Below are 23279 nucleotides of genomic sequence, written 5' to 3'. Positions count from 1 at the left end.
TTGTTATTTTTCATGCTGTCCTCACGGTGTCGATCAAGAGTCAGTCTTGCGCCGTCGTAGCGTTTTCCAGCAGGCGCAACCAGTTGAGTCCCATGATGTTGCGTACCTCGTCCTCGGCGAAGCCACGGTCGCGCAGGCCCTGGGCGATGATCGGGAAATCCCGGCTGTCGCGGAACCATTGCAGCGGTGTCGGCCAGTTGGCGTTGTCCTTTGATCCTTCGCCGTAATCCTTGTCTTTGCTCCAGCGCCCGTTGCGCATCCATTCGAGCACTTGCAGGGGTTGTTGCTGGCACAGGTCAGTGCCGATGCCGATGTGTTCGACGCCCATCAGCTCCGCCGTGCTGGCAACCATGTCGCAGAACGATTCCAGGGTGCAGCCCGACCCACCCTTGAGGTGGAACGGGTAAGTGCTGAAACCCAGCAGGCCGCCGGACTCGGCGATGCCGCGCAACACCGCGTTGGACTTGTTGCGTTTGGCCGCATGGAAACTCGATGGGTTGGCGTGGGAGACGATCACCGGCCGGCTCGACAACTCGATGGCTTCCAGGGTGCTGCGCTCGGCGCTGTGGGACATGTCGATCAGCATGCCGACGCGGTTCATCTCGCGGATCACCTGGCGGCCGAAACGGCTGATGCCATTGTCTTCGGTCTCGTAGCAACCGCTGGCCAGCAGGCTCTGGTTGTTGTAGGTGAGCTGCATGATCAGCACGCCGAGCTGGCGGAAAACCTCCACCAGGCTGATGTCGTCTTCAATCGGCGAGCAGTTCTGGAAGCCGAAGAAAATCCCGACGCGACCCTCCTGATGCGCCAGACGAATGTCCGAAGCCTCGCGCACCGGACGAATCAGCTCGGGCCAGGTTTCGAAGCGGCGGTTCCATTCGCCGATGCGCGACAGGGTTTCCCGGGCGTTCTCGTGATAGGCGATGGTGGCGTGCACCGCGCTCAGGCCACCGGCCTGCATCTGGCGAAAGATCTCTTCGTTCCAGTGGGAATATTGCAGGCCGTCGATCATCAATAAATCGTGCATGGCGATCTCCTGTTCAAGGACGCACGTAGGTGGTCTTGACCACGGTGTAGAACTCGCGGGCGTATTGCCCTTGCTCGCGCGGCCCGAAGCTGGAGGCTTTGCGGCCGCCGAACGGCACGTGGTAATCGGTGCCGGCGGTGGGCAGGTTGACCATGACGCAACCGGTGCGGGCACGGCGCTTGAAGTCGCTGGCATAACGCAGCGATTGGGTGATGATCCCGGCGGTGAGGCCGTATTCGGTGTCGTTCAACACGGCGAGGGCTTCTTCGTAATCGCTGACCCGGATCACACAGGCAATCGGCCCGAAAACCTCTTCGCGATTGATGCGCATGGTGTTGTGGGTGTTGGTGAACAGGGCGGGTCGCAGGTAGTACCCGGCCGGCTCCAGGTTCAGTAATTGGCCACCCTCGACCAGGGTTGCGCCTTCGCCTTCTGCCAGTTGCAGGTAATGAAGGTTCTGTTCCAGTTGCCGGGCTTCAGCCACCGGACCGATCTGCACCCCATCTCCGAGGGCATGGCCGACCCTCAGTTGACGCATGCGTGCCACCAACGCCTCGACGAAGCGGTCATGGATGCCGTCGCAGACGATCAATCGCGACGAGGCCGTACACTTTTGCCCGGTACCGAAGAAGGCGCCGTTCAACGCGCATTCCACGGCGATGTCGAGGTCGGCGTCATCGAGCACCACCAAGGCGTTCTTGCTGCCCATTTCCAGTTGGCAACGCACCAGATTACTGGCGGTGGCGACCGCGACGCGGCGACCGGTCTGCAGGGAACCGGTGAAGGTCAACGCATCGATGTCGGCGGACTGGATCAGGCTTTCGCCGACCACAGCGCCGCTGCCCATGACCAGATTGAAGGTACCGGCGGGCAAGGCCTGACGGCTGATGATTTCAGTCAGGGCCCAGGCGCTGGCCGGTACCAGGTTTGCCGGTTTGAACACCACGGCGTTGCCGAAGGCCAGGGCCGGGGCAATCTTCCACGCGGCGGTGGCCATGGGGAAATTCCACGGCGTGATGATGCCGATCACGCCGATTGGTTCACGCTGGACTTCGATCTCGATGCCAGGGCGTACCGAGGCGGCTGTCTCGCCCATCTGACGCAGCACTTCAGCCGCGTAGTAGTGGAAGAACTGCGCGCAGCGATTGACTTCGCCGACGCCCTCAGCCAGCGGCTTGCCTTCTTCCCGGGAGAGCAGTTCGCCGAGTTCTTCCTTGCGCGCCATCAACTCGTTGCCGATGGCCATCAATACGTGCTGGCGCTGTTCCAGGCCACTGGTCGCCCATTGCGGCTGGGCGTCGCGGGCGGCGGCGATGGCATCCAGTGTCTGTTCGGCGCTGGCCTGGTGGTAATGGCCAATGAGGTCTTGAACATCCGAAGGGCTGTGGTTGGCGATGACGCCCTGGCCTTCGCACCAGTTGCCGCCGATGTAGTTTTTGTAGGGTTGCAGTGCCATGGGAACCTCCGATTGCGTTGGTCCCATCTTGAGAGTATTAATCTGCAAATAAAAATTAATAATAAATATGAAATGATAAGGAAAACTTACCGTGCTTCCCGAGCTCAAGATTACCCAGCTGCGCTATTTCGTCCTGGTTGCCCAGCTGAAAAGCTTCCACGGCGCGGCAAGGCAGGCCTATCGCACGCAACCGGCGCTGTCCCTGGCTGTGCGCGAGCTGGAGCAGAAGCTCGGCCAGCCATTGTTCGAAAAGGGCGGCAAAACCGAACTGACGCCATTCGGCGAGCACTGTTTGCCGCTGTTCCAGGATTTGCTGGCGCATCACGACCGCATCGCCCGCGAAGTCAGTTTGCTGGCAAGGCATGAAATCGGTCAGGTGAGCATCGCTACGGTGCCGTCGGTGGCCAGTCGGTTGTTGCCGCATCTGCTCGCACGGTTTGTCAGCGAGCACCCGAAAATGCACATCAGCATGCAGGACGGCAATGCCGACAGCGTGCAGCAGCTGTTGGTCCAGGGGCAGGTGGATTTTGCGATCAGCAGCGTGTGGGCGGCGGACGAAAACATTGAGTTCGTGCCGATTCTGAGTGATCGGGTGGGGGTGGTCTGCCGCCACGATCATCCGTTGGTGGCCAAAGGCGAGGCATTGCATTGGTCGAGCCTGCAAGCCTGGCCGCTGGTGCGCAATGGCACCTCGCGCTTGCTTGCAGGCACGGAAGCGGCGGGGTTGCTGGACAGCAGTCTGCTGTTCGTCTCCAACATGATTTCGCTGATCGCGATGCTTGAAGAGGGCATTGGCATCACGACGCTGCCGTCCCTGGCGTTCCCACAGGGCAATGAGAAACTGACGTTCCTGCCGCTTTCAGAGCCGCGACTGGAACGCCAGATCGGCATTCTGTGCCGCAAGGGGCACAGCCTGTCGCCAGCGGCAGCCGAGTTGATGGGCTTTCTCAAAGCGAACATGCAGATGGTCGATCTGTAAGGTCAGTGTTCGAGTGGTGGTTCAGGGGCTTCTGTCGGTCGCAGCCTGAAGCGACAGACATGCCCGCCACGCACCATGCACTCGCTGTGCTCGACTTCACCGCCGCCCAACGCGCCGATCAAGGCCAGGTCCAGTTCGCAGACCACCGGGTGCTCGGCGGCCAGGCGATGGAACACGCAGTTATGGGCGACGATTTCCGGGGTGCCGCCTGAGCGAAAAAACACCTCGGCTTCGTAGCCCGTCTGGGTCATGTGCTGCACGATCCTGGCTTCATCCACGACCTGTTGTTCCAGGTCCGAAGCCAGCTTGCGGCCCATGCTGCGCATCAGCGAGGCCAGGGCTTCGGGGCCGATGATGGTGGCGACTTCATCAATCAGTACGCTGGCCAGTAGCTGATAGTGGCGAGGGAACTGCTCCCGCGCGTGGTCGGTGAGCCGATACAGCTGCTCCGGACGACGGCCCGTCGGACGGGTATCGCCGCGCAGCACCAGGCCGTCACGCTCCAGCGCCGCCAGGTGTTGGCGGATCGCCGTGCGCGTGACTGCCAAGTGCTCAGCCAACTCGTCAATGCTCATGCCGCCCCCATGGTGCAGCAGTGCATTGAGCAGGTCCTGCTGTGTTCGGCCCAGTCCTTCCAGCATGGTGTGCCCTCGCGCGGTATCAGAACTTGTCCGGGAATTGCTTGACCAGCGCACCGGTCAAGGCGTCGGCCAGGGCCAGGATGTGCGTGCGCATCATCGCCCAGGTGCGGGCTTCGCCAGCGTAATCGTGCGCGGCAAACTCGTCGATCTGGGCAACGTGGTGACCGCCATGGGCCGACAACATGTTGACCAGCGTGGCTTCAGGCAGATTGGGGTTCGCCGTAGCGAGAAACGCCGCAATCGCCTTGGCGTTGGCGGTCAACTCGGTGACGGCGGCCTGCTTGCCCTTGGCGTCCTTGGCCACAGTGGCATCACTGTAGTGTTTCACCGCGCCCCAGTGACCGGCAAGCAGCTTGAGCAGTTGATCCGCCGCCGGTTGACCGTAGAGCGGGGCGATGCTGTTGGCGATTTTGGTGGCGTTGTCGACGACCTGGTCCGCCGCGACTTTGGCTTGTTTTTTGTCGGCGGATTGATTGGCCAGCGCGTAGTTTCTGATCCAGAAAATGTGTTCGACCCAAAGGTCACGCTCGGCCAGGCGCGTGGTCAGCGCGGGGCTGTCGGCAGTGGCGGGTGAGGCGGCAGGCGTCTGGCTCCAGACCGGTTGCGCACACAACGCCAGCAGGAGCAAAGCCAGGGTTTTGATATTCATGACGGCACCCTCTGAGAATGGGAACGTTCGACAATATCAATATAGGCATAAAAATATGTTTTTATTGGGTGTTGGCAAACTCTCGGATGAACGGCCGCCGACAGAGCCTTAACCGTGGAGGCTCTCAGGCCACAGGTATGTTCTACCTTGCTGGCTACAACCCATCCCTCAGCACCTTTAAGTATTCAGGGCTTTCGCCGATCGAGTTATGCCCCGTCCCCGGTATCACCCGCAGTGACGCCACGCCTTTGGCGAAGTGTGTGTACAAACGTTCAGTACTCGAACGCGCAATCACTTCGTCATGCTCGGCTGCGATCAACAGTGTCGGCACCGTGATGCGGGCGGCGTACTGCCAGGACGGGTATTTGTCCTTCAACAACCAGCGCACCGGAAACCAGCGGAACTGACGGGCAGCGAGCCCTTCGAGGCTGTTGTAGGGCGTGATCAGCACCAGTCGCGCGGCCGGGCGTTCGCTGGCCAGGCGCACGGCCACCCCGGAACCCAGACTGCGACCGACCACCGCCACATGCGGATGGCTGGCATGTACCAGGTCGAACAAGGTGATGGCGTCGCGGGCATTGGCCTCTTCGGAGGGCGAGCCGGAACTGCCGCCATATCCACGGTAATGCAGCAGGTACAGCGCGTAGTCAGGGAACGCTTGGGTGAACTCGGGCAGGTTGCGCGAGACGTCTTCGGCATTGCCGCCAAAATAAATCAGCGCATTGGGACCTTCGTGCGGTCGGATGGAGACCAGTACCTGCGCGTCGGTGACCGGCAGGGTGATTAGCGTCGCGGTGGTCCCGACGGCGCGCGGTTGCGGGTAATAAATCAGCGCCCGCTGGAACACGAACAGCGCCACGCACAGCGCCAGGTACAACGCAGCGATGATGACGATGAGTAACACCAGGGTACGTGACATTCGACTAACGTTAGTGGGCGGCATTGACGGCTCGGGGTTTGAAAGTGGCTGGTGCCGCAAGGCTTTCTGAGTGTAGTCAATCGACCCTTGGCGCGGGTAATCCGGGTTGTCGGCGCAACAGGCCGGCCCCCTGCGACTGGTGAGAAGCGTTTTATGAGCCATCCTGAGGGTTACACCCGTAGAGAAGTACTCACGCTGGCTGCCGGTGCTTCGGCGGTCTTCACGTTCGGTCCGGTGGGTGCACAACCCGAGCCGTTGACGGGAACAGGAGGCAAGACCATGCAGACCCGCGCCATTCCTTCCAGCAATGAGTCCTTGCCGATCGTAGGGTTGGGCACTTATCGCGGATTCGATGTCGAGCCTTCGCAACTGGCCTACAAAGACTTGCCCGCGGTGCTGGATGCGTTATTCGACAAGGGTGGCAAGATGATCGACAGCTCGCCGATGTACGGTCGCGCCGAACAGACCATCGGCGAGTTGCTGTCGATCCATGAGCCGCGCTCACCGGCGTTCCTGGCCACCAAGGTGTGGACCCGGGGCCGCGAAGAAGGCATCGCGCAAATGGAACAATCCTTCGCCCTGTTGCAGACCGACCGGATCGACCTGATGCAGATCCACAACCTGCTGGACTGGCAGACGCACCTGCCGACCCTGCGCCACTGGAAAGAAGCAGGGCGCATTCGCTACATCGGCATCACCCATTACACGGCGTCGGCCTATGAAGAAGTGGAGGCGGTACTCAAGGCCGAACCCCTGGACTTCTTGCAGATCAACTACGCCCTGGATGATCGCGGCGCAGAGAAACGCCTGCTGCCGTTGTGCCGCGAGCGGGGGGTGGCGGTGATCTGCAACCGGCCGTTTGGCGGTGGCGGCTTGCTGGCCAAATTGAAAGACAAACCGCTGCCAGGCTGGGCGGCGCAAGTCGGGGTCAAGAGCTGGCCGCAACTGGCGCTGAAGTTCCTGCTGTCGCATTCGGCGGTGACCTGCGTGATTCCCGGCACCGGCAACCCGCGCTACATGGCGGAAAACGCCCGCGCCGGATTCGGCCCGATGCTGACCGATGCCCAGCGTCAGCAACTGATTGCGCTGGTGGGTTAGCGACTTGTTCCAAGCGTTGCGGCGAGTCGTCGAACCTCTCCTATACTGTTTCGCGTCCATGCCGCCGGAAGTGCATTCACAGCCTTGGCGGCGTCCCTGTCCATCACTGCAAGGAGATCGAACATGGCTATCCGTATTGGCGACGAAGCACCGGACTTCACCGCCGACACCACCGAAGGCACCCTCAATTTTCACCAATGGGTCGGCGATGGCTGGGCCATTCTGTTTTCCCACCCCAAGGATTTCACCCCGGTGTGCACCACCGAACTGGGTTACCTGGCCAAACTCAAGCCGGAATTCGACAAGCGCAACACCAAGGTCCTGGGCCTCAGCGTCGACCCGGTCAGTGACCACAATCGTTGGGTAGGCGACATCGCCGAGACCCAGGGCTGCGCGGTCAACTATCCGCTGATCGGCGACGAAAACCTGGTGGTGGCCAAGCTCTACGACATGATCCACCCCAATGCCAGCGGCGGTGCGCGCACGGCGGTGGACAACGCCACGGTGCGTTCGGTGTTCATCGTCGGCCCGGACAAGAAGGTCAAGGCCATGCTGATCTACCCAATGAGCGCCGGGCGCAATTTCGATGAAGTGCTGCGTCTGCTCGATTCCCTGCAACTCAACGCCAAACATACCGTCGCCACGCCGGTGAACTGGCGGCCGGGTGAAGACGTGATCATCCCGACGTCGGTGTCTGACGAAGACGCGAAGAAGAAATACCCGGATGGCTTCAAGACCCTGAAGCCGTATCTGCGGACCGTGGCTCAGCCGAAGTAGTCATCAGCCGTGAGACCGCCATCGCGAGCAGGCTCGCTCCTACAGGGATCTTCGGTGAACACAAAGTCTGTCTACGACTGAAGCCCAATGCAGGAGCGAGCCTGCTCGCGATGGGGCCAGTCCTGCTGGCCCAGGACTTTTATTCAAACCAGGTACTTTTTAAACCACCCCAACGTCCGCTCCCACGCCAGCTTCGCCGCCGCCTCGTCATAACGCGGCGTCGAATCATTGTGGAAACCATGATTGCAGCCCGGATAGATATAGGCCTCATAGGTCTTGCCCCCGGCCTTCAACGCTTTCTCATAGGCGGGCCAGCCTTCGTTGATCCGCGTGTCCAGTTCGCCGTAGTGCAGCATCACCGGGGCCTTGATCCGGGGCACTTCCTCGGCCGTCGGCTGACGGCCATAAAACGACACGGCGGCTCCCAGTTCCGGATAGGCCACGGCGGCGGCGTTGGTCACGCCACCGCCGTAGCAGAACCCGGTGATGCCGACTTTTCCAGTGGCGGCGGGGTGTTTCATCATCCACTCGACGGCGGCGAAAAAGTCGTTCATCAGCTTTTCCGGGTCGACCTTCGCCTGAAGTTCGCGGCCTTTGTCGTCATTGCCGGGATAACCGCCGACCGAACTCAGGCCATCCGGGGCCAGGGCGATGAAACCGGCCTTTGCCACACGCCGCGCGACGTCTTCGATGTAGGGGTTGAGCCCGCGGTTTTCGTGCACGACCACCACCGCCGGCACCTTGCCGCTGGCCTTGGCCGGACGCACCAGATAACCGCGAACCTGGCCGTGGCCCTTGGGCGAGGGGTAGGTGATGTACTCGGCAAGAATGTCCGGATCGGTGAACTCGACTTGCTCGGCCAGCGCATAGTTTGGGCTTAGCGCGGCGAGCAGGGCGCCGGCGGTCAACCCGCCGAAGGTAAACAGCGCCGCACGGTCGAGAAACTCCCGGCGGTTGATCTTGCCGTGGGCGTAGTAGTCGTACAGTTCCAGCAGTTCGGGGGCAAAGTCTTTGGCAGTTAGACGGGTCATTGCTGCAACTCCTCTCGGCTGGTTTAACACGGATCAATCTTGTTGGCGAAACGCCGTCCCTGTGGGAGCGAGCCTGCTCGCGATAGCGGAGTGTCATTCAGCATGGATGTCGACTGATCTGCCGCCATCGCGAGCAGGCTCGCTCCCACAGGGCTCTATGGTGGATGTTTGATGTGCATTCTGTTCATTTCAGGCTCTGCGCCCCGGCCTTGGCCACTTGCGCATCCTGCTCAGGCTTGACGCCAGAGACACCGATAGCACCAATCACCTGGCCATCGAAGACAATCGGTACACCACCCTCAAGCGAAGTCAGCAAGGGTGCTGAAAGGAAAGCGTAGCGCCCGGCGTTGACCATGTCTTCATAGCTTTTCGATTCGCGTCGCCCGAGGGCGCAGGTGCGTGCCTTTTCGGTGGCGATATACGCGCTGGCGGGCGCACAGCCGTCGAGGCGTTCCAGGGCCAGCGGGTGGCCGCCGTCATCGACGATCACGATGGTCACGGCCCATTGATTGGCCTGTGCTTCGGCGCGGGCGGCGGCGAGGATGTGGCCGATTTCGTTCAGACTCAGAACGGCTTTGCTGTTCATGGGCATCTCCAGGGTTCGGTTAGGGCAGGGCGGCTTCGACCAGTTCGATCCAGTGCCGCACCGGGGTTCGCCCCGCGCCGTCAAGGTGCGACTGGCAGCCGATGTTGGCCGTGACAATGACCTCGGGATGGCCGCTTTCCAGGGCGTTGAGCTTGTTGTCGCGCAGTTGTCGCGACAGTTCGGGCTGGGTCAGCGAATAGGTGCCCGCCGAACCGCAGCACAGGTGTCCGTCGGGGACGCAGGTCAGGTTGAAGCCGAGTCCGGTCAGCAGCGCTTCCACGGCACCGCCAAGTTTCTGCCCGTGCTGCAGGGTGCAGGGGCAATGAAAGGCCAGGCGTTGCGAGGCGTGGATGCCGAGCTTTTCCAGCGGTTCGTCGCGCAACACCTCCACCAGGTCCCGGGCCAGCTCGCTGACCTTTTTCGCCTTGTCGGCATAGGCCGGGTCGCTGGCGAGCAGGTGGCCGTAATCCTTGATGAAGGCGCCGCAACCGCTGGCCGTTTGCACAATCGCCTCGGCGCCTTTTTCGATGCCCGGCCACCACGCGTCGATGTTGCGCCGGGCACGGTCGAGGCCAACGGCCTGGGCGTCAAGGTGGTAGTCCACGGCGCCGCAGCAACCGGCTTCGCGGCTCGCGATGACGCTGATCCCCAACCGGTCCAGCACCCGCGCCGCCGCGGCATTGGTGTTGGGCGACAGACTGGGCTGCACGCAACCTTCGAGCATCAGCACCTGACGCTCACGCAGGGTCATGGGACGCGGCTTGGCCGGGTAGACATTGCGCGGCAACTTGCTTTGCAGGGTGCCGGGCAGCAGTGCGCGGAACACCTGGCCGCCATTGACCAGGCTCTTGAACAGCTCTGGATGGGGCACGGTCTGGCGCAACCCTTCGCGCAACAGGCGCTGGCCGAGGGGGCGTGGCACCGTCGCGTCGACCACCGCGCGCCCGATGTCCAGCAGGTTGTGATAATCGACGCCCGAGGGGCAGGTGGTTTCGCAGTTGCGGCACGACAGGCAGCGGTCCAGGTGCTGTTGGGTCTTTTGCGTGACGTCGTTGCCTTCCAGCACCTGCTTGATCAGGTAGATTCGGCCCCGTGGGCCGTCCAGTTCATCGCCGAGCAATTGATAGGTCGGGCAAGTGGCATTGCAGAACCCGCAGTGCACGCAGGTGCGCAGGATGCTTTCGGCTTCCGCGGCGCGGGGCAGATGGCTGGCGCTTTCACTCAGGGTCGTCTGCATGGTTCAAAGCTCCGCGTACAGGCGTCCGGGGTTGAAGATGCCCCGTGGATCGAGTTGTTGTTTCAGGTTGCGGTGATAACGCATCAGCGCTGGGGGTAGCGGATGGAAGGGGTTGTCGGTCAGGCCGTGGCTGAAGCAGGTGACATGGCCGCCGACCTCGTCGACGACCTGGCGTATGTACGCTGCATCGGCATCGGATTTCAGCCAGCGCTGGGCACCGCCCCAGTCGATCAACTGGCGCCCCGGCAGCGACAGGAGCGGTGTGTTGTGCGGCAGCGACAGGCGCCAAAGCGGCTGGTCTTGATCGAAGAAACTCAAGCGCTGTTCGTTGAGATCGTCCCAGAAAAAAGCCTCCAGCCGTTCGCCCCCAAGGCGCTCATGGGCCGCCGCCACCGAACCTTCACCGCCCTCGAGCCGCAGGTGCAGGCGTGAGCCGTCATGACAGGCCGCGCTGATCGGCAACGGCTGCTGGCCCCATTCCGCCAGGCGCAGCAAGGCCCGTTCGGCGTCCATTTCCAGGCTGATGCTTAAGGCTCGCCGGGGTTTTGGCAGCACTTTGAGGGACACTTCGGTGATCAGTCCCAGGCTGCCGTAACTGCCTGCCATCAGGCGCGACAGGTCGTAGCCGGCGACGTTTTTCATCACCTCGCCACCAAAGCGCAATAGTTTGCCCTGACCGGTGATGACCCGCGTGCCAAGAATGAAGTCCCGCACCGAACCGACCCACGGGCGCCGTGGCCCGGACAGTCCGCAGGCGATCATGCCGCCGACGGTGGCGCCGTCGCCGAAGGACGGTGGCTCGCAGGGCAGCATCTGTTGTGCGGCGTCCAGCACCCGCGCCAGTTGCGACAATGGCGTGCCGCAACGGGCGGTGATCACCAGTTCAGTCAGGTCGTAACTGACAATGCCCCGGTGCGACCGGGTATCGAGAATTTCCCCGGCTGTGGTGCGGCCCAGAAAGGCTTTGCTGTTGGAACCCTGGATGCGCAACGGCGTGGTGTTTTCCAGCGCCCGATTGACCTGCTCCAGCAGTGACTGGCTGTCATCGAAATCTTCAGGGCTGCGCATCAGAAACGCTCCAGCTCAGGGAAGGGCAATTGACCGCCGTGTATGTGCATGGCACCGAATTCGGCGCAGCGGTGCAGGGTCGGAATGTTCTTGCCGGGGTTGAGCAGGCCGCCGGGGTCGAAGGCGGCCTTGACGGCATGGAACAGGGTCAACTCATCGCTGTTGAACTGCGCGCACATCTGGTTGATCTTCTCGCGGCCCACGCCGTGTTCACCGGTGATGCTGCCGCCGACTTTCACGCACAGCTCCAGAATCCTGCCGCCCAAGGCTTCGGCTCGATCGAGTTCACCGGGTTGATTGGCGTCGAACAGGATCAACGGATGCATGTTGCCGTCGCCGGCATGGAACACGTTGGCCACCCGCAGGCCGTATTCGTTAGAGAGCTCGGCGATGGCGTGCAACACACCGGGCAGTTCGCGGCGGGGGATGGTGCCGTCCATGCAGTAGTAGTCCGGGGAGAGGCGGCCCACCGCCGGGAAGGCATTCTTGCGCCCGGCCCAGAAGCGCACGCGCTCGGCTTCGTCTTTGGCCTGGCGCAATTCAGTTGCGCCGGCCTGTTGCAACACCTGGCGCACCCGGGCGCAATCATCAGAGACATCGGCTTCAACACCATCGAGCTCGCACAGCAGAATGGCCTGGGCATCCACCGGATAACCGGCGTGGATGAAGTCCTCGGCGGCGCGGATCGCCAGGTTGTCCATCATTTCCAGGCCACCGGGGATGATGCCGGCGGCAATGATGTCGCCGACCGCGCGCCCGGCTTTTTCCACGGAATCGAACGCCGCCAGCAGCACTTTGGCGGTCTGGGGTTTGGGCAGCAGCTTGACCGTGACCTCGGTGATCACCCCGAGCAGGCCTTCGGAGCCGGTGAACAGCGCCAGCAGGTCGAAACCGGGGGCGTCGAGGGCATTGGAGCCCAGGCTCAGGTGCTCGCCATCGACGGTGAGGATGTCGACCTTGAGCACGTTGTGCACGGTCAGGCCGTACTTGAGGCAGTGCACGCCACCGGCATTTTCCGCGACGTTGCCGCCGATGGAGCAGGCAATTTGCGAGGACGGATCCGGCGCGTAATACAGGCCAAAGGGCGCCGCCGCCTGGGAGATCGCCAGATTGCGCACGCCGGGCTGAACCCGCGCGGTACGGGCGGCAGGATCGATGTGCAGGATGTTGTTGAAGCGCGCCATCACCAGCAGCACGCCTTTCTCCAGGGGCAGTGCACCACCGGACAAACCGGTGCCGGCGCCACGGGCCACGACGGGGACGCGCAGCTCATGGCAGACCCGCAGCACCCCCTGGACTTCGTCGATGGATCGGGGCAGCACTACCAGCATCGGCGTGGTGCGATAGGCCGACAGCCCGTCGCACTCGTAGGGCTTGAGTTCCTCCCGATGATGCAAGACTTCCAGCTTCGGCAAGCGGGTTTGCAGGGCCTGCAACAGCGCCTGTTTGTCGACGTCGGGCAGGGCGCCGTCAACGCGTTCATCGTAGAGAATGTTCATTGGTTCATGACTCCCGCTGGAGGCCACTGATGTACATCATTGGCCTGTAACGGCCGACTGTCCATGGGATGTTTGTCAGCCTGAAACGGGCATTCATTCAATAAATCTGCGCGGAAAATGCCAACGCCCGGGCGACGGAGCCCGGGCGTTGCAAGCGTTGGGAGCAGGTAGCGCAGACTCAATGCCCGCCCACCACCATATGGCTGAACGGCGCGACATAGGCCTGCAATGTCACCAGCCCGCCGACCAGGATCGCCAGCACAATCGAGTGGAAGAACACGTAACGCAGGATTTCCCCTTCATGGCCGTACCAGCGGGTGGCGGTGGAGGCGACCACGATCGACTGGGCGTCGACCATCTTGCCCATGACCCCGCCGGAACTGTTGGCGGCGGCCATCAACACCGGGCTGATGCCCAGTTGCTCGGACGTCACCCGTTGCAAGCCGCCGAACAGCACGTTGGACGCGGTGTCCGAGCCGGTCAATGCCACGCCGAGCCAGCCGAGCAGGGTGCCGAACATCGGGTAGAAAATGCCCGTCGCGGCGAAGGCCAGGCCCATGGTCGCGTCCAGTCCCGAGTAGCGCGTGAGGAAGCCCAGCGCGAGCATCGCCGCAATGGTGATCAGCGAGTAACGCACCACCCACAGGGTGCGCAGGTACTGGTGTATCAGTTGCGGGATCGAGTACCCCATCAGCAAACCGCCGACAATCGCCGCCAGCAGAATGCCGCTGCCGGTGGCGGTGAACCAGGTGAACTTGTACACCGCTTCTTCGGTTTTCGGCGCGGCCACCACGGGCGGGACTTTCTCGACCTGCAAGTGCAGGGTGGTGAAGGTCACGACCGGCGCAAACACCGGGTTCGCCTCACGCATCGGCTTGCCCTGGGGATCGAGCTTGGCGGCACTGGTTTGCGGGTCGATGGCGGGGCGGGTGTCGAAGGTGTTCTTGAAGCCCTGGGTGCCCCAGATGAACACGAAGACCGTGAGGATCAGCCACGGCATCCACGCCCGCATCACGGCCGGTTTTGCCTCGTTGGCAAAGGTTGCAGTGGGTACAGGTTTTTCGTCGTGCTCGGCGTCGATCTTCGAGTCGTCGACACGGCCGGACAGCGCAGCGGAAGTGTGCACGGTGGCGGGTTTCCACACCTTGAGGAAGCCGGTCAGGCAGGCCATGGAAATCAGCGCGGCGATTACGTCCACCAGCATTGGCCCGTGGTAGTTGGACACCAGGAACTGCGGCACGGCAAAACTGACCCCGGCCACCAGGATCGCCGGCCAGATTTCCACCATCTTGCGCCAGCCGGCAAAAGCCCAGATCAGCCAGAACGGCACCAACACCGAGAAGAAGGGCAACTGCCGGCCGACCATCATCGACAGTTCCATTTCATCCAGCCCGGTGACCTTGGCCAGGGTGATGATCGGCGTACCGAGGGCGCCGAACGCCACGGGGGCGGTGTTGGCGATCAGCGCCAGCCCCGAGGCGGCGAGTGGCGAGAAGCCCAGCCCGATCAGGATCGCTCCGGTCACCGCCACCGGCGTACCGAAACCGGCGGCGCCTTCGAAAAACGCGCCGAAGCAGAAGGCGATCAGCAGCAATTGCAGGCGTCGGTCATCGGTGATGCGCGCCAGGGAGTCTTGCAACACCTTGAACGAGCCGTTCTCGGTGGTCAGGCGGTGCAGGAAGATGATGTTCAACACGATCCAGCCAATTGGCAGCAGGCCGTTGGCCGCACCGAACAACGCCGCCGAACCTGCCATGCCCGCCGGCATGCCGAAGGCGAAGATCGAGATCAGCAAGGCCGAGGCCAGGGCGAGCAACGCCGCCAGGTGCGCCTTGACATGAAAAAACGCGAGGGACGCCAGCATCACCACCACCGGCACAGCCGCCATGAGCGTTGAAAGCACCGGGTTACCGAACGGATCGTAGACTTGCTGCCAGACCATGTTCCACCTCTGCTTTTTATTGTTGAACGTGCAGATCCCCCTGGGGGGAGGTGGTTTTCAGTATAGGTGGCATTGCGCCGCTGTCAGGGCAGGCCCTCCGGTCCAGCGGGTCGGCGCAGTTCCGGGGGCTGAGCTAGCATGGCCAGTAGGGTTTGAATTCAGTCAGGGGAGCAATGCAGTCATGACCGAGCGCCATGTGGAGCACAAGGAAACGCTATCGAACGGATGCAGCATCAAGGTCAAGGCCGAGATATTGAAGGACGGTTCGTTGAGCATGTTCATCGGTGTCTATCGGCCGGACGGCACGGCCATCAATGAAAACCACGACCCACGGCCGCACATGCTGGACATGGAAGCAGCGATGGATTGGGGGATCGATATTGCCAAGGGGATCGGTAATAGCCAGCGATCGTTGTGAGCCCGGACGACCGGCGGTCGCTGTCAGAACCCGAACGAACGGGCCGAGCCTTTTGCCAATTCGACATCCAGCAGATGCTCGACCAGCACATCATTCAAAAAGCGGAACTGATCATTGAGCCCGACCACTTCGTTGCTGAAGTGATGATCGGCTGCCGGCATCAGCAACGCCTCGAACTTCTCGTCGAAGAGCAGAGTCAACTCTTTACATGACTCGAATTCCTGAGCGTAGAAATTGTTGCCGAACACCGGGAAACGTACGGCGAGGGTGACCGTGTGAATCATGACGTTTGCTCCTCGCTCAGGACGTACCAGGCAAACACACTCAATGTGAACGCCGTCAGGGTCAGGCAGGTCAGCAGATGGATCAGCATGAGGTTTCCCTCCGATTCGGGGTTTCGAGTTGGCTTGGGATCGATCCTACGCTGACGGCGTTAAAGCGGAAGGCAATCGCGGCGATGGTGAATATCGACGCCAGTGATGGTGGTTTTTGCGCTGTTGATGCGGGCCCCATCGCGAGCAAGCTCGCTCCCACCCTGATTGGCGGTGAACCTGTGGGAGCGAGCCTGCTCGCGAAGGCGGCCTCACGGACACCGCCACCTATACTTAAACCGAGGGTTTTGGGTGTCGGGCATTCTGCCCGGTGCACACTGCAGGAAGTCGCGATCTTGAGCCTGCGTTCACTGATCATTGCCGTACTGGTGGTGTTGGCAGGGTGCGCCACACCGCCGCGTGCGCCGGTGGAAGTGGCGCCGGTCATCGTTTCAGCGAGCACCTGGCAACAAGTGGACCGGGAAATCGTCGCCGCGTCGCAGTCGGCCACCGAGCAGACCCGAATCTACTCCCGCGGTGCGATGGATTACTGGCGCACCCGGGTCTATGAATTGACCGAACAGAATTTCATTCCGTGGTTCAGCAGTTACTGGACCCAGGAATGGCTGTCGATGAAGGTCAGTTGGTACACCCTCAGCGCCAAGGGCGAGCAGGACGCATCGGAAAAACGTCTGGCGGCCTACCTGCTCGAAGCCTATCAGGAGAAGGTGCTGGCCCCCGTGGCACAGGAAGTCGATCCCGATTCGATTCTCGGCCTGTCAGTGGCGTTCTACGTTGACATCCTCAAGGAGGAACTGCAGAAGATATCCACCCGCCACGGCGTGCCGATGGCCCAGCTCAATGGGCGTATCCAGAAAATCCCGGCCATCGCCCTCGGACCGCCGCCGACGCGGAACGCCTCGTTGTACCAGATCGTGCGCACCGAACCGCTGAACACTCTGCCGGCCTACGCCGCGCTGATCGATAAAGTCCACAAGGCCGGTGGCGACAGGGGCGTGGGTTCAACAGACACCGCGATGGCGCCGGTGGCCAGGCGCGCCAGCCGGCGGATGGAAGCCGAGATGGCCCCGCGCGGGGCCGCCAGCGCCGTGGCCGCGGCAGCCGGGAAACTCGCCGGTGGCTTGATCACGGTAGGGGTGGCGGGCATTCGCGCACTGATTCAGGCCAATGACCGGCCCGACAGCGAGGCGCTGATTCGCAGCAGCCTGGGCAATACCTTCGACAAGGCCTGGCTCAAGCTGGTGCAGAACCCGACCAGCGGCGTCATGGCCGGCACGCTGTACATGGCGGGGCAGATCGAGGGCAGCCTGGCGGACCGCACTGCACCGCCGGTCGGATTGAGCGCCGGGACTGTCGATTTGACGCCATCGCAACCGACTACGCAGCAGAACACCCCATGACCCAAGGAGAAATACTCATGTCTTATGTCGATGGTTTCATCGCTGCCGTACCCACCGCCAACCGTGAGCAATACATCAGGCACGCCAAAATCGCCGCCTTGGTCTTCAAGGAAAACGGTGCCTTGAGCATTGTCGAATGCTGGGGCGAGGATGTCCCGGAAGGCAAGGTCACCTCGTTTCCCATGTCGGTGAAGCTCAAGGAAGGCGAAACCGTTGCCTTTGGCTGGATCATCTGGCCTGACAAGGCCACCCGCAATGCCGGAATGGACAGGATGATGCAGGACCCGCGCATGAAGCCGGACGTCAATCCGATGCCCTTCGATGGCCAGCGCATGGTCTACGGCGGGTTCGAAGTACTCCTCCAGGCCTGACGTCGCACGTGGGATCACTCCGGCGTCGGGGTGATCCTGCAACTCTTGCGCTCGCGGATTTCGTCGTCCGTCGGCCGCTCACGGATGAACTCGAAGCGCGGCTCGCCTTCGCTGTAATGCACCAGCCAGCCCCATTCCAGCTTGAGTTCATCCTGGCCGGGCTCGGGCGGCCTGGCCCACCATGGTTCCTTGCTGATGATCTGTCGCATGGCCCCCTCCGGTTTTTCGGGATGGTAGGGGGCGTTCTCAATTAGTTTTCACGCCGCGCCGGGTCTGCTGTTGTGCAGGGCAAGGCGCGAGAAGCGTGGTTTGGTCATTCCAAATAAGCTTCGAGCAACGCAGCCCTGCACAACAGCAGGCCCGGCCCTTCGGGTTGTGCCTTAAAGCGGGCCAGGCTGCGTTGCAGGCCTTGGAAAGGGAACAACCATTCCCAGCGGCCTGCGCCTTGCCTGGCCCGCTTTAAGGCGACAACGCGGCGGGAAAACTAATTGAGAACGCCCCCTAGAACTATAACGCGCATGTCCCACGATGCCAGAAATGCGCTGGTCGATAAGCGGGTGTTGGGTACACTCATGCAGTCTTCCCACGAGGTGCCCTGCATGAACGACGAATCCCGCGAGCCGTTCAAGCGTCTGTTCTTTGCGCTGAACTGCGCCCCGGCGCAGCGCCGGGAGATAGCGCAGTGGCGCAGTGCGCTGCAACTGCGCAACGGACGGCCGGTGCCGGCGGAAAACTTTCACCTGACGCTGAAGTTTCTGGGGGCGGTGGGCGTGGCGCAGATCGCCGAGATCTGCACGGCTGCGGCGTCGATCCGCACACCGGGCGAGCGCTTGACGGTGGTGCTGGACCGGCTGGACGTGTGGCGCAGGGCAGGAGCGCTGGTGCTCGCGCCGCAGCAGGCGCCCCCGGCATTGCTGCGCCTGGTGTATGCCCTGGAACAGGCGATGTTGCCGTTTGGGCTGGAGCAAGCGCCAAGGGAATACCGTCCGCATCTGACCCTGGCGCGGGACTATCGGGCGCCGGTGCCGGAGTCCGCAACGGCGCCGGAGTTCTTCCTGCGTGCCGACCGGTTCACCTTGTTCGAATCCCACAAGGGACGCTATCGGGCGCTGGCCGAATGGCCGCTGCTTGTTGTTGACCGCTCATAAAAAAAGGCGCCCGAGGGCGCCAACATTCACCTGAACCGAGGGAGCCAGGTGAGGCCGTTCTACTTGCAGGAGAGGCAGCGGTGGTAAGGCGCTGCGTGAACGGAAATTGGTAAAGCTGAAATGTGTGCTGGATGTTCTGGCCTCATCGCGAGCAGGCTCGCTCCCACAGGGGGGAGCGTCGTTCACATATCACCGGTTCAACACGGACCAATGTGGGAGCGAGCCTGCTCGCGAAGGCATTTTCGAGTGAATTACTGCCCGAGTTTCACCTTGGTCCAGCCCCGGGTCATGACCCGCTGGACGGCAATCGGCTGGTCCGGCACGGCGTAGAGCGTGGCCATCACCGCTTCTGGCGGGTAGGAACCCGGATCGTTGCGGATCGCTTCATCGACCAGCGGCGTGGCCGCCGCGTTCGCGTTGCTGTAGCCGATGTTGTTGGTGATGTCGGCAATCACCTCGGGGCGCATCAGGAAGTTCATGAACAGGTACGCGTTCTCGACGTTGGCGGCATCGCGGGGGATGGCGAGCATGTCGTAGAAACTGGCGGCGCCTTCTTTCGGGATGCTGTAGTCGATCTTCACCTTGTCCCCGGCTTCCTGGGCGCGGGCCTTGGCCTGCAGCACGTCGCCGGAGTAACCGACGGCCACGCAGATGTTGCCGTTGGCCAGGTCCGAGATGTATTTCGAGGAATGGAAGTACGCCACGTTCGGGCGAATCTTCATGAACAGCGCCTGGGCTTGGGCGATGTGCTGTTTGTCCTGATCGTTCACCGGGTAGCCCAGGTAGTGCAGGGCGGTCGGGATCATTTCAGTCGGTGAATCGAGGAAACTGATGCCGCAGGCTTTGAGCTTCTCGGCGTTTTCCGGTTTGAACAACAGGTCCCAGGAGTTGGTCGGGGCGTTGGCGCCGAGCACTTCCTTGACCTTCTGCGGGTTGAAGCCGATACCGATCGAGCCCCACATGTACGGAATGGCATGGGCGTTGTCGGGATCGCTGGCGGAGGCGTTTTTCAGCAGCACCGGGTTGAGGTTTTTCCAGTTCGACAGCTTCGATTTGTCCAATTCCTGATAGACACCGGCCTTGATCTGCTTGGCCAGGAAGCTGTTGGACGGCACCACGATGTCGTAGCCGGATTTGCCCGCCAGCAGGCGTGCCTCAAGGGTTTCGTTGCTGTCGAAGACATCGTAGGTCACCTGGATGCCAGTCTCGTCCTCGAACTTCTTGACGGTGTCCGGGCCAATGTAATCCGACCAGTTGTAGACGCGCAGAACCTTGTCATTGGCCTGGGCGCCAGTGGCGATTGCGCCCAATAAGGACAGTGTCAGCAGAGTCCTGCCAAACATTTTCATCGGTACAACTCCATTTCTTTTTTATTCAAAAACACAAAACCTGTGGCGAGAGCGCTCATTTGTAGGAGCGAGCCTGCTCGCGAAAAACACAAGGACGCCGCGTTGATTCAGACAGCCCACGTCATCGTTTACGTCCATCGCGAGCAAGCTCGCTCCTACTGGGGGGGTGGCACTAGGCCGTCGCTCCCGCCATTTTCTTTTCAGGCTGCTGCCAGGATTCGCTGGCAGTCTGGTCCATGGCTTCCTGGATCGCGCGCTTGCGGGTGGCTTCGGCGCGGCGGCTGAAGTACCAGACCATGAAGGTCACGATGGATACCGCCAGCAGGATGAGGCTGGCCACGGCGTTGATCTCGGGCTTGACCCCAAGACGCACCGCCGAGAACACTTCCATCGGCAGGGTCGTGGAACCCGGGCCAGACACGAAGCTCGCCAGCACCAGGTCATCCAGCGACAGGGCAAACGACATCATGCCGCCGGCCGCCAGCGACGGCGCGATCATCGGAATGGTGATCAGGAAAAATACCTTGAACGGCTTCGCCCCCAGATCCATGGCCGCTTCTTCGATGGACAGGTCCAGCTCGCGAAGGCGGGCGGAGACTACCACCGCCACATAGGCGGCACAAAAGGTGGTGTGGGCGATCCAGATCGTGACGATGCCACGCTCCATCGGCCAGCCGATCAACTGCGCCATGGCCACGAACAGCAGCAACAGTGACAGACCGGTGATCACCTCAGGCATCACCAGCGGTGCGGTGACCAGGCCACCGAACAGCGTGCGGCCCTTGAAACGCGTAACGCGGGTCAGGACGAACGCTGCCAGGGTGCCCAGTGCGACTGCCGCGATGGCGGTGTAGCAGGCGATTTCCAGCGAGCGCACCACCGAACCCATCAATTGCGAGTTGTCCAGCAGACCGGCGTACCACTTGATCGACCAGCCACCCCACACCGTCACCAGCTTGGATGCGTTGAACGAGTAGATCACCAGAATCAGCATCGGCAGGTAGATAAACGACAAGCCGAAAATCAGCATGAACTTTGAAAATCCGAAGCGTTTCATCCCCGTGCCTCCATCTCTTTGGCCTGGCTGCGGTTGAACAGCAGAATCGGCACAATCAGGATCAACAGCATCACCACCGCCAGGGCAGACGCCACCGGCCAGTCGCGGTTGTTGAAGAACTCTTGCCACAACACACGGCCGATCATCAGGGTTTCCGGGCCGCCCAGCAGTTCCGGAATCACGAACTCACCGACCACCGGAATGAACACCAGCATGCAGCCTGCGATGATGCCGTTCCTGGCCAACGGCACGGTGATTTTCCAGAAGTTGTTGAAGTTGCTCGAACCCAGGTCCGACGCGGCTTCCAGCAGGCTGCCATCGTGCTTGACCAGGTTGGCGTACAGCGGCAACACCATGAACGGCAGGTAGGCGTAAACGACCCCGATGTAGACGGCGGTGTTGGTGTTGAGGATCTCGATCGGCGCCGAGGTCAGTCCGGTCCACATCAAGAATGCGTTGAGCAAACCGTTGTTGCTGAGGATGCCCATCCACGCGTAAACGCGGATCAGGATCGCGGTCCAGGTCGGCATCATGATCAACAGCAGCAGGACGTTTTGCGCTTCCTTGCTGGCCTTGGTGATCGCGTAGGCCATCGGGAAACCGATCACCAGGCACATCATCGTGCTGAGCAACGCTACTTTCAACGAGCCGAGGTACGCCGAGATGTACAGTTCGTCCTGGGTCAGCAGGCTGTAGTTACCGAGGTTCAACAGCAGCTGAAATTTTTGCTCAGCGAAGGTGTAGATCTCCGAGTACGGCGGAATGGCCAGGGCTGCTTCCGAAAAACTGATCTTCATCACCAGGAAGAACGGCAACATGAAGAACAGGAACAGCCAGATGAATGGAATCCCGATGACGAGCTTGCGCCCGCTGGGGACCAGTCTCAGAAATTGCTGATTGAAGGTTTTCATGCGCGCAGTACCACGCCGCTGTCGTCTTCCCACCACACGTAGACCTGATCGTCCCAGGTCGGACGCGCGCCACGGCGTTCGGCGTTGGCCATGAACGACTGGACGATCTTGCCCCCAGGCAGCTCGACGTAGAACACCGAGTGGCCGCCGAGGTAGGCGATGTCGTGCACCTTGCCGGCGGACCAGTTGTAGCGGTTCTCGGGCTTGACGGTGCTGACCAGCAGCTTTTCCGGGCGGATCGCGTAGGTGATCGACTTGTCCTGCACCGAAGTGCTTACGCCGTGACCGACGTAGATCTTCTGCTCAAGGTCCGGGCTGTGGATGATCGCGTGACCTTCCAGGTCCTCGACAACGGTGCCGTCGAAGGCGTTCACGTTGCCGATGAATTCGCAGACCATGCGGCTGACCGGTGCTTCATAGATGTCGACCGGGCTGCCGATCTGGGCAATCCAGCCCAGGTGCATGATCGCGATGCGCTCGGCCATGGTCATGGCCTCTTCCTGGTCGTGGGTCACCATCACGCAGGTCACGCCGACGCGCTCGATGATCTCGACAAGCTCAAGCTGCATTTGCGAGCGCAGCTTTTTATCCAGTGCGCCCATTGGCTCGTCGAGCAGCAGCAGCTTCGGACGCTTGGCCAGGGAACGGGCCAGGGCCACGCGCTGACGCTGGCCACCGGACAGTTGGTGCGGTTTGCGCTTGGCGTACTGGGTCATGTGCACCAGGCGCAGCATCTCCTGCACCCGGGCTTCGATTTCGGCCGCTGGCAAACGGTCCTGCTTGAGGCCGAAGGCGATGTTCTGCGCCACCGTCATGTGCGGGAACAGCGCGTAGGACTGGAACATCATGTTGATCGGTCGTTCGTACGGCGGCATGTCGGTGATGTCGACGCCGTCGAGCAGAATCCGGCCTTCGGTCGGGCGCTCGAAACCGGCGAGCATGCGCAGCAGGGTCGATTTACCGGAGCCGGAACCACCGAGCAGGGCGAAGATTTCACCCTGGTGGATTTCCAGGGACACATCGTCCACAGCGGTGGTTTCGTCGAACTTCTTGGTGACGCGATCGATTTTCACCAACACCTTTTTCGGTGCCTGGTGACCCTCAAGAGCCTTCCTGTAGATGCTGGAGGCGTTTGCCATGTGAAACTCCCAACAGGTTTCAGTCGCCCGGCCAACACGGCCCGGCTTAATAGTGGATTGCAAACCCGTGAAGCCGGTCCGCGCTGATCCCTTGTAGGAGCGAGCCTGCTCGCGATGGTCGCTGACGATGACGCTGGCAGTCTGAGTGCCCGCGGTGTCCGGACATCCATCGCGAGCAGGCTCGCTCCTACAGGGAATTGCGTTTCCCGCCCTGGGTTTATTCGGCGCCGCCATCCTGGCTGCCT

24 protein-coding genes are annotated in these 23279 nt (G+C 61.8%); 7 read left to right on the top strand and 17 right to left on the bottom strand.

Annotation, left to right across the window (positions count from 1 at the left end; genetic code table 11):
* Positions 1 to 40: 40 nt before the first annotated feature.
* Together AC3ITA_RS16810 and AC3ITA_RS16805 are read right to left on the bottom strand one after the other, a co-directional pair.
* On the bottom strand, positions 41 to 1027 hold the full coding sequence (locus AC3ITA_RS16810) for a dipeptidase (RefSeq protein ID WP_150673297.1): 987 nt from the start codon (positions 1025 to 1027) through the stop codon (positions 41 to 43).
* Between the two features lie 13 nt (positions 1028 to 1040).
* Positions 1041 to 2483: an aldehyde dehydrogenase family protein gene (locus AC3ITA_RS16805; RefSeq protein WP_489277934.1), complete on the bottom strand. Its 1443-nt coding sequence runs from the start codon at positions 2481 to 2483 to the stop codon at positions 1041 to 1043.
* A gap of 91 nt (positions 2484 to 2574) precedes the next feature.
* Between AC3ITA_RS16805 and AC3ITA_RS16800 the strand changes: the two genes are divergently transcribed.
* The gene (locus tag AC3ITA_RS16800; RefSeq protein ID WP_095945731.1) at positions 2575 to 3462 is read left to right on the top strand and encodes a LysR family transcriptional regulator; all 888 of its coding nucleotides are present in this window, start codon (positions 2575 to 2577) and stop codon (positions 3460 to 3462) included.
* A gap of 2 nt (positions 3463 to 3464) precedes the next feature.
* Here AC3ITA_RS16800 and AC3ITA_RS16795 read toward each other — a convergent pair whose 3' ends face one another.
* From AC3ITA_RS16795 to AC3ITA_RS16785, 3 genes are all read right to left on the bottom strand, one after another.
* Positions 3465 to 4103 (bottom strand): helix-turn-helix transcriptional regulator, encoded by a 639-nt coding sequence (locus AC3ITA_RS16795; RefSeq protein WP_095945732.1) that lies wholly within the window; start codon positions 4101 to 4103, stop codon positions 3465 to 3467.
* Positions 4104 to 4122: 19 nt separating this feature from the next.
* A complete protein-coding gene (locus AC3ITA_RS16790) occupies positions 4123 to 4752 on the bottom strand; it encodes a hypothetical protein (protein ID WP_095945733.1) in 630 nt (209 codons plus the stop codon).
* A gap of 154 nt (positions 4753 to 4906) precedes the next feature.
* On the bottom strand, positions 4907 to 5695 hold the full coding sequence (locus tag AC3ITA_RS16785) for an alpha/beta hydrolase (RefSeq protein ID WP_095944691.1): 789 nt from the start codon (positions 5693 to 5695) through the stop codon (positions 4907 to 4909).
* Between the two features lie 129 nt (positions 5696 to 5824).
* Between AC3ITA_RS16785 and AC3ITA_RS16780 the strand changes: the two genes are divergently transcribed.
* Together AC3ITA_RS16780 and AC3ITA_RS16775 are read left to right on the top strand one after the other, a co-directional pair.
* Positions 5825 to 6769 carry an aldo/keto reductase gene (locus tag AC3ITA_RS16780; protein WP_191628402.1) on the top strand — a complete coding sequence of 315 codons (945 nt, stop codon included), beginning with the start codon at positions 5825 to 5827 and terminating at the stop codon, positions 6767 to 6769.
* A gap of 123 nt (positions 6770 to 6892) precedes the next feature.
* The gene (locus AC3ITA_RS16775) at positions 6893 to 7546 is read left to right on the top strand and encodes a peroxiredoxin (RefSeq protein ID WP_095944693.1); all 654 of its coding nucleotides are present in this window, start codon (positions 6893 to 6895) and stop codon (positions 7544 to 7546) included.
* 143 nt (positions 7547 to 7689) lie between these two features.
* Here AC3ITA_RS16775 and yghX read toward each other — a convergent pair whose 3' ends face one another.
* The 6 genes from yghX to AC3ITA_RS16745 all read right to left on the bottom strand — a co-directional run bounded on the left by yghX (position 7690) and on the right by AC3ITA_RS16745 (position 14909).
* Positions 7690 to 8577 carry a YghX family hydrolase gene (gene yghX, locus AC3ITA_RS16770; RefSeq protein WP_095944694.1) on the bottom strand — a complete coding sequence of 296 codons (888 nt, stop codon included), beginning with the start codon at positions 8575 to 8577 and terminating at the stop codon, positions 7690 to 7692.
* 184 nt (positions 8578 to 8761) lie between these two features.
* Complete coding sequence (locus tag AC3ITA_RS16765; protein WP_095944695.1) at positions 8762 to 9163, bottom strand: heme-binding protein; 402 nt, start codon at positions 9161 to 9163, stop codon at positions 8762 to 8764.
* Positions 9164 to 9182: 19 nt separating this feature from the next.
* The gene (gene glcF / locus AC3ITA_RS16760) at positions 9183 to 10400 is read right to left on the bottom strand and encodes a glycolate oxidase subunit GlcF (protein ID WP_095944696.1); all 1218 of its coding nucleotides are present in this window, start codon (positions 10398 to 10400) and stop codon (positions 9183 to 9185) included.
* A 3-nt stretch (positions 10401 to 10403) separates the two neighbouring features.
* A complete protein-coding gene (gene glcE, locus AC3ITA_RS16755) occupies positions 10404 to 11468 on the bottom strand; it encodes a glycolate oxidase subunit GlcE (RefSeq protein ID WP_489277929.1) in 1065 nt (354 codons plus the stop codon).
* Positions 11468 to 12967 carry a glycolate oxidase subunit GlcD gene (glcD, locus tag AC3ITA_RS16750; RefSeq protein ID WP_414928902.1) on the bottom strand — a complete coding sequence of 500 codons (1500 nt, stop codon included), beginning with the start codon at positions 12965 to 12967 and terminating at the stop codon, positions 11468 to 11470. Before glcD ends, glcE begins: the two co-directional genes overlap by 1 nt.
* A gap of 178 nt (positions 12968 to 13145) precedes the next feature.
* Entirely contained in the window at positions 13146 to 14909 is a 1764-nt protein-coding gene (locus tag AC3ITA_RS16745; protein WP_095944700.1) for an L-lactate permease, read from the bottom strand.
* A 181-nt stretch (positions 14910 to 15090) separates the two neighbouring features.
* Here AC3ITA_RS16745 and AC3ITA_RS16740 point away from each other — a divergent pair, with 181 nt between their 5' ends.
* A complete protein-coding gene (locus AC3ITA_RS16740; protein ID WP_095944710.1) occupies positions 15091 to 15327 on the top strand; it encodes a hypothetical protein in 237 nt (78 codons plus the stop codon).
* A 23-nt stretch (positions 15328 to 15350) separates the two neighbouring features.
* Here AC3ITA_RS16740 and AC3ITA_RS16735 read toward each other — a convergent pair whose 3' ends face one another.
* Positions 15351 to 15611: a hypothetical protein gene (locus AC3ITA_RS16735; protein WP_095944701.1), complete on the bottom strand. Its 261-nt coding sequence runs from the start codon at positions 15609 to 15611 to the stop codon at positions 15351 to 15353.
* Between the two features lie 383 nt (positions 15612 to 15994).
* Between AC3ITA_RS16735 and AC3ITA_RS16730 the strand changes: the two genes are divergently transcribed.
* Both AC3ITA_RS16730 and AC3ITA_RS16725 read left to right on the top strand, forming a co-directional pair.
* Entirely contained in the window at positions 15995 to 17059 is a 1065-nt protein-coding gene (locus AC3ITA_RS16730; protein ID WP_095944702.1) for a hypothetical protein, read from the top strand.
* Between the two features lie 17 nt (positions 17060 to 17076).
* A complete protein-coding gene (locus AC3ITA_RS16725; protein ID WP_095944703.1) occupies positions 17077 to 17430 on the top strand; it encodes a DUF1428 domain-containing protein in 354 nt (117 codons plus the stop codon).
* A gap of 14 nt (positions 17431 to 17444) precedes the next feature.
* Here AC3ITA_RS16725 and AC3ITA_RS16720 read toward each other — a convergent pair whose 3' ends face one another.
* On the bottom strand, positions 17445 to 17639 hold the full coding sequence (locus AC3ITA_RS16720; RefSeq protein ID WP_489277926.1) for a hypothetical protein: 195 nt from the start codon (positions 17637 to 17639) through the stop codon (positions 17445 to 17447).
* 390 nt (positions 17640 to 18029) lie between these two features.
* Between AC3ITA_RS16720 and thpR the strand changes: the two genes are divergently transcribed.
* Positions 18030 to 18578 carry an RNA 2',3'-cyclic phosphodiesterase gene (thpR, locus tag AC3ITA_RS16715; protein WP_095946163.1) on the top strand — a complete coding sequence of 183 codons (549 nt, stop codon included), beginning with the start codon at positions 18030 to 18032 and terminating at the stop codon, positions 18576 to 18578.
* Positions 18579 to 18829: 251 nt separating this feature from the next.
* Here the strand turns inward: thpR and AC3ITA_RS16710 are convergent, their stop codons facing one another.
* The 4 genes from AC3ITA_RS16710 to potA form a co-directional block, all read right to left on the bottom strand.
* The gene (locus tag AC3ITA_RS16710; protein ID WP_095946162.1) at positions 18830 to 19927 is read right to left on the bottom strand and encodes a polyamine ABC transporter substrate-binding protein; all 1098 of its coding nucleotides are present in this window, start codon (positions 19925 to 19927) and stop codon (positions 18830 to 18832) included.
* A gap of 172 nt (positions 19928 to 20099) precedes the next feature.
* Positions 20100 to 20984, bottom strand: coding sequence for an ABC transporter permease subunit (locus AC3ITA_RS16705; RefSeq protein ID WP_095946161.1), 885 nt, complete (start codon positions 20982 to 20984; stop codon positions 20100 to 20102).
* Positions 20981 to 21895 carry an ABC transporter permease subunit gene (locus AC3ITA_RS16700; RefSeq protein WP_150673293.1) on the bottom strand — a complete coding sequence of 305 codons (915 nt, stop codon included), beginning with the start codon at positions 21893 to 21895 and terminating at the stop codon, positions 20981 to 20983. The genes AC3ITA_RS16705 and AC3ITA_RS16700 overlap by 4 nt, the downstream gene beginning before the upstream one ends.
* Positions 21892 to 23034, bottom strand: coding sequence for a polyamine ABC transporter ATP-binding protein (gene potA / locus AC3ITA_RS16695; RefSeq protein ID WP_414928901.1), 1143 nt, complete (start codon positions 23032 to 23034; stop codon positions 21892 to 21894). The genes AC3ITA_RS16700 and potA overlap by 4 nt, the downstream gene beginning before the upstream one ends.
* Between the last annotated feature and the right edge of the window lie 245 nt (positions 23035 to 23279).

The organism is Pseudomonas sp. GL_090, from assembly GCF_057837765.1.
The sequence above is the reverse complement of the archived record's forward strand: the minus strand, read 5'-3'. Positions and strand labels throughout refer to the sequence as shown.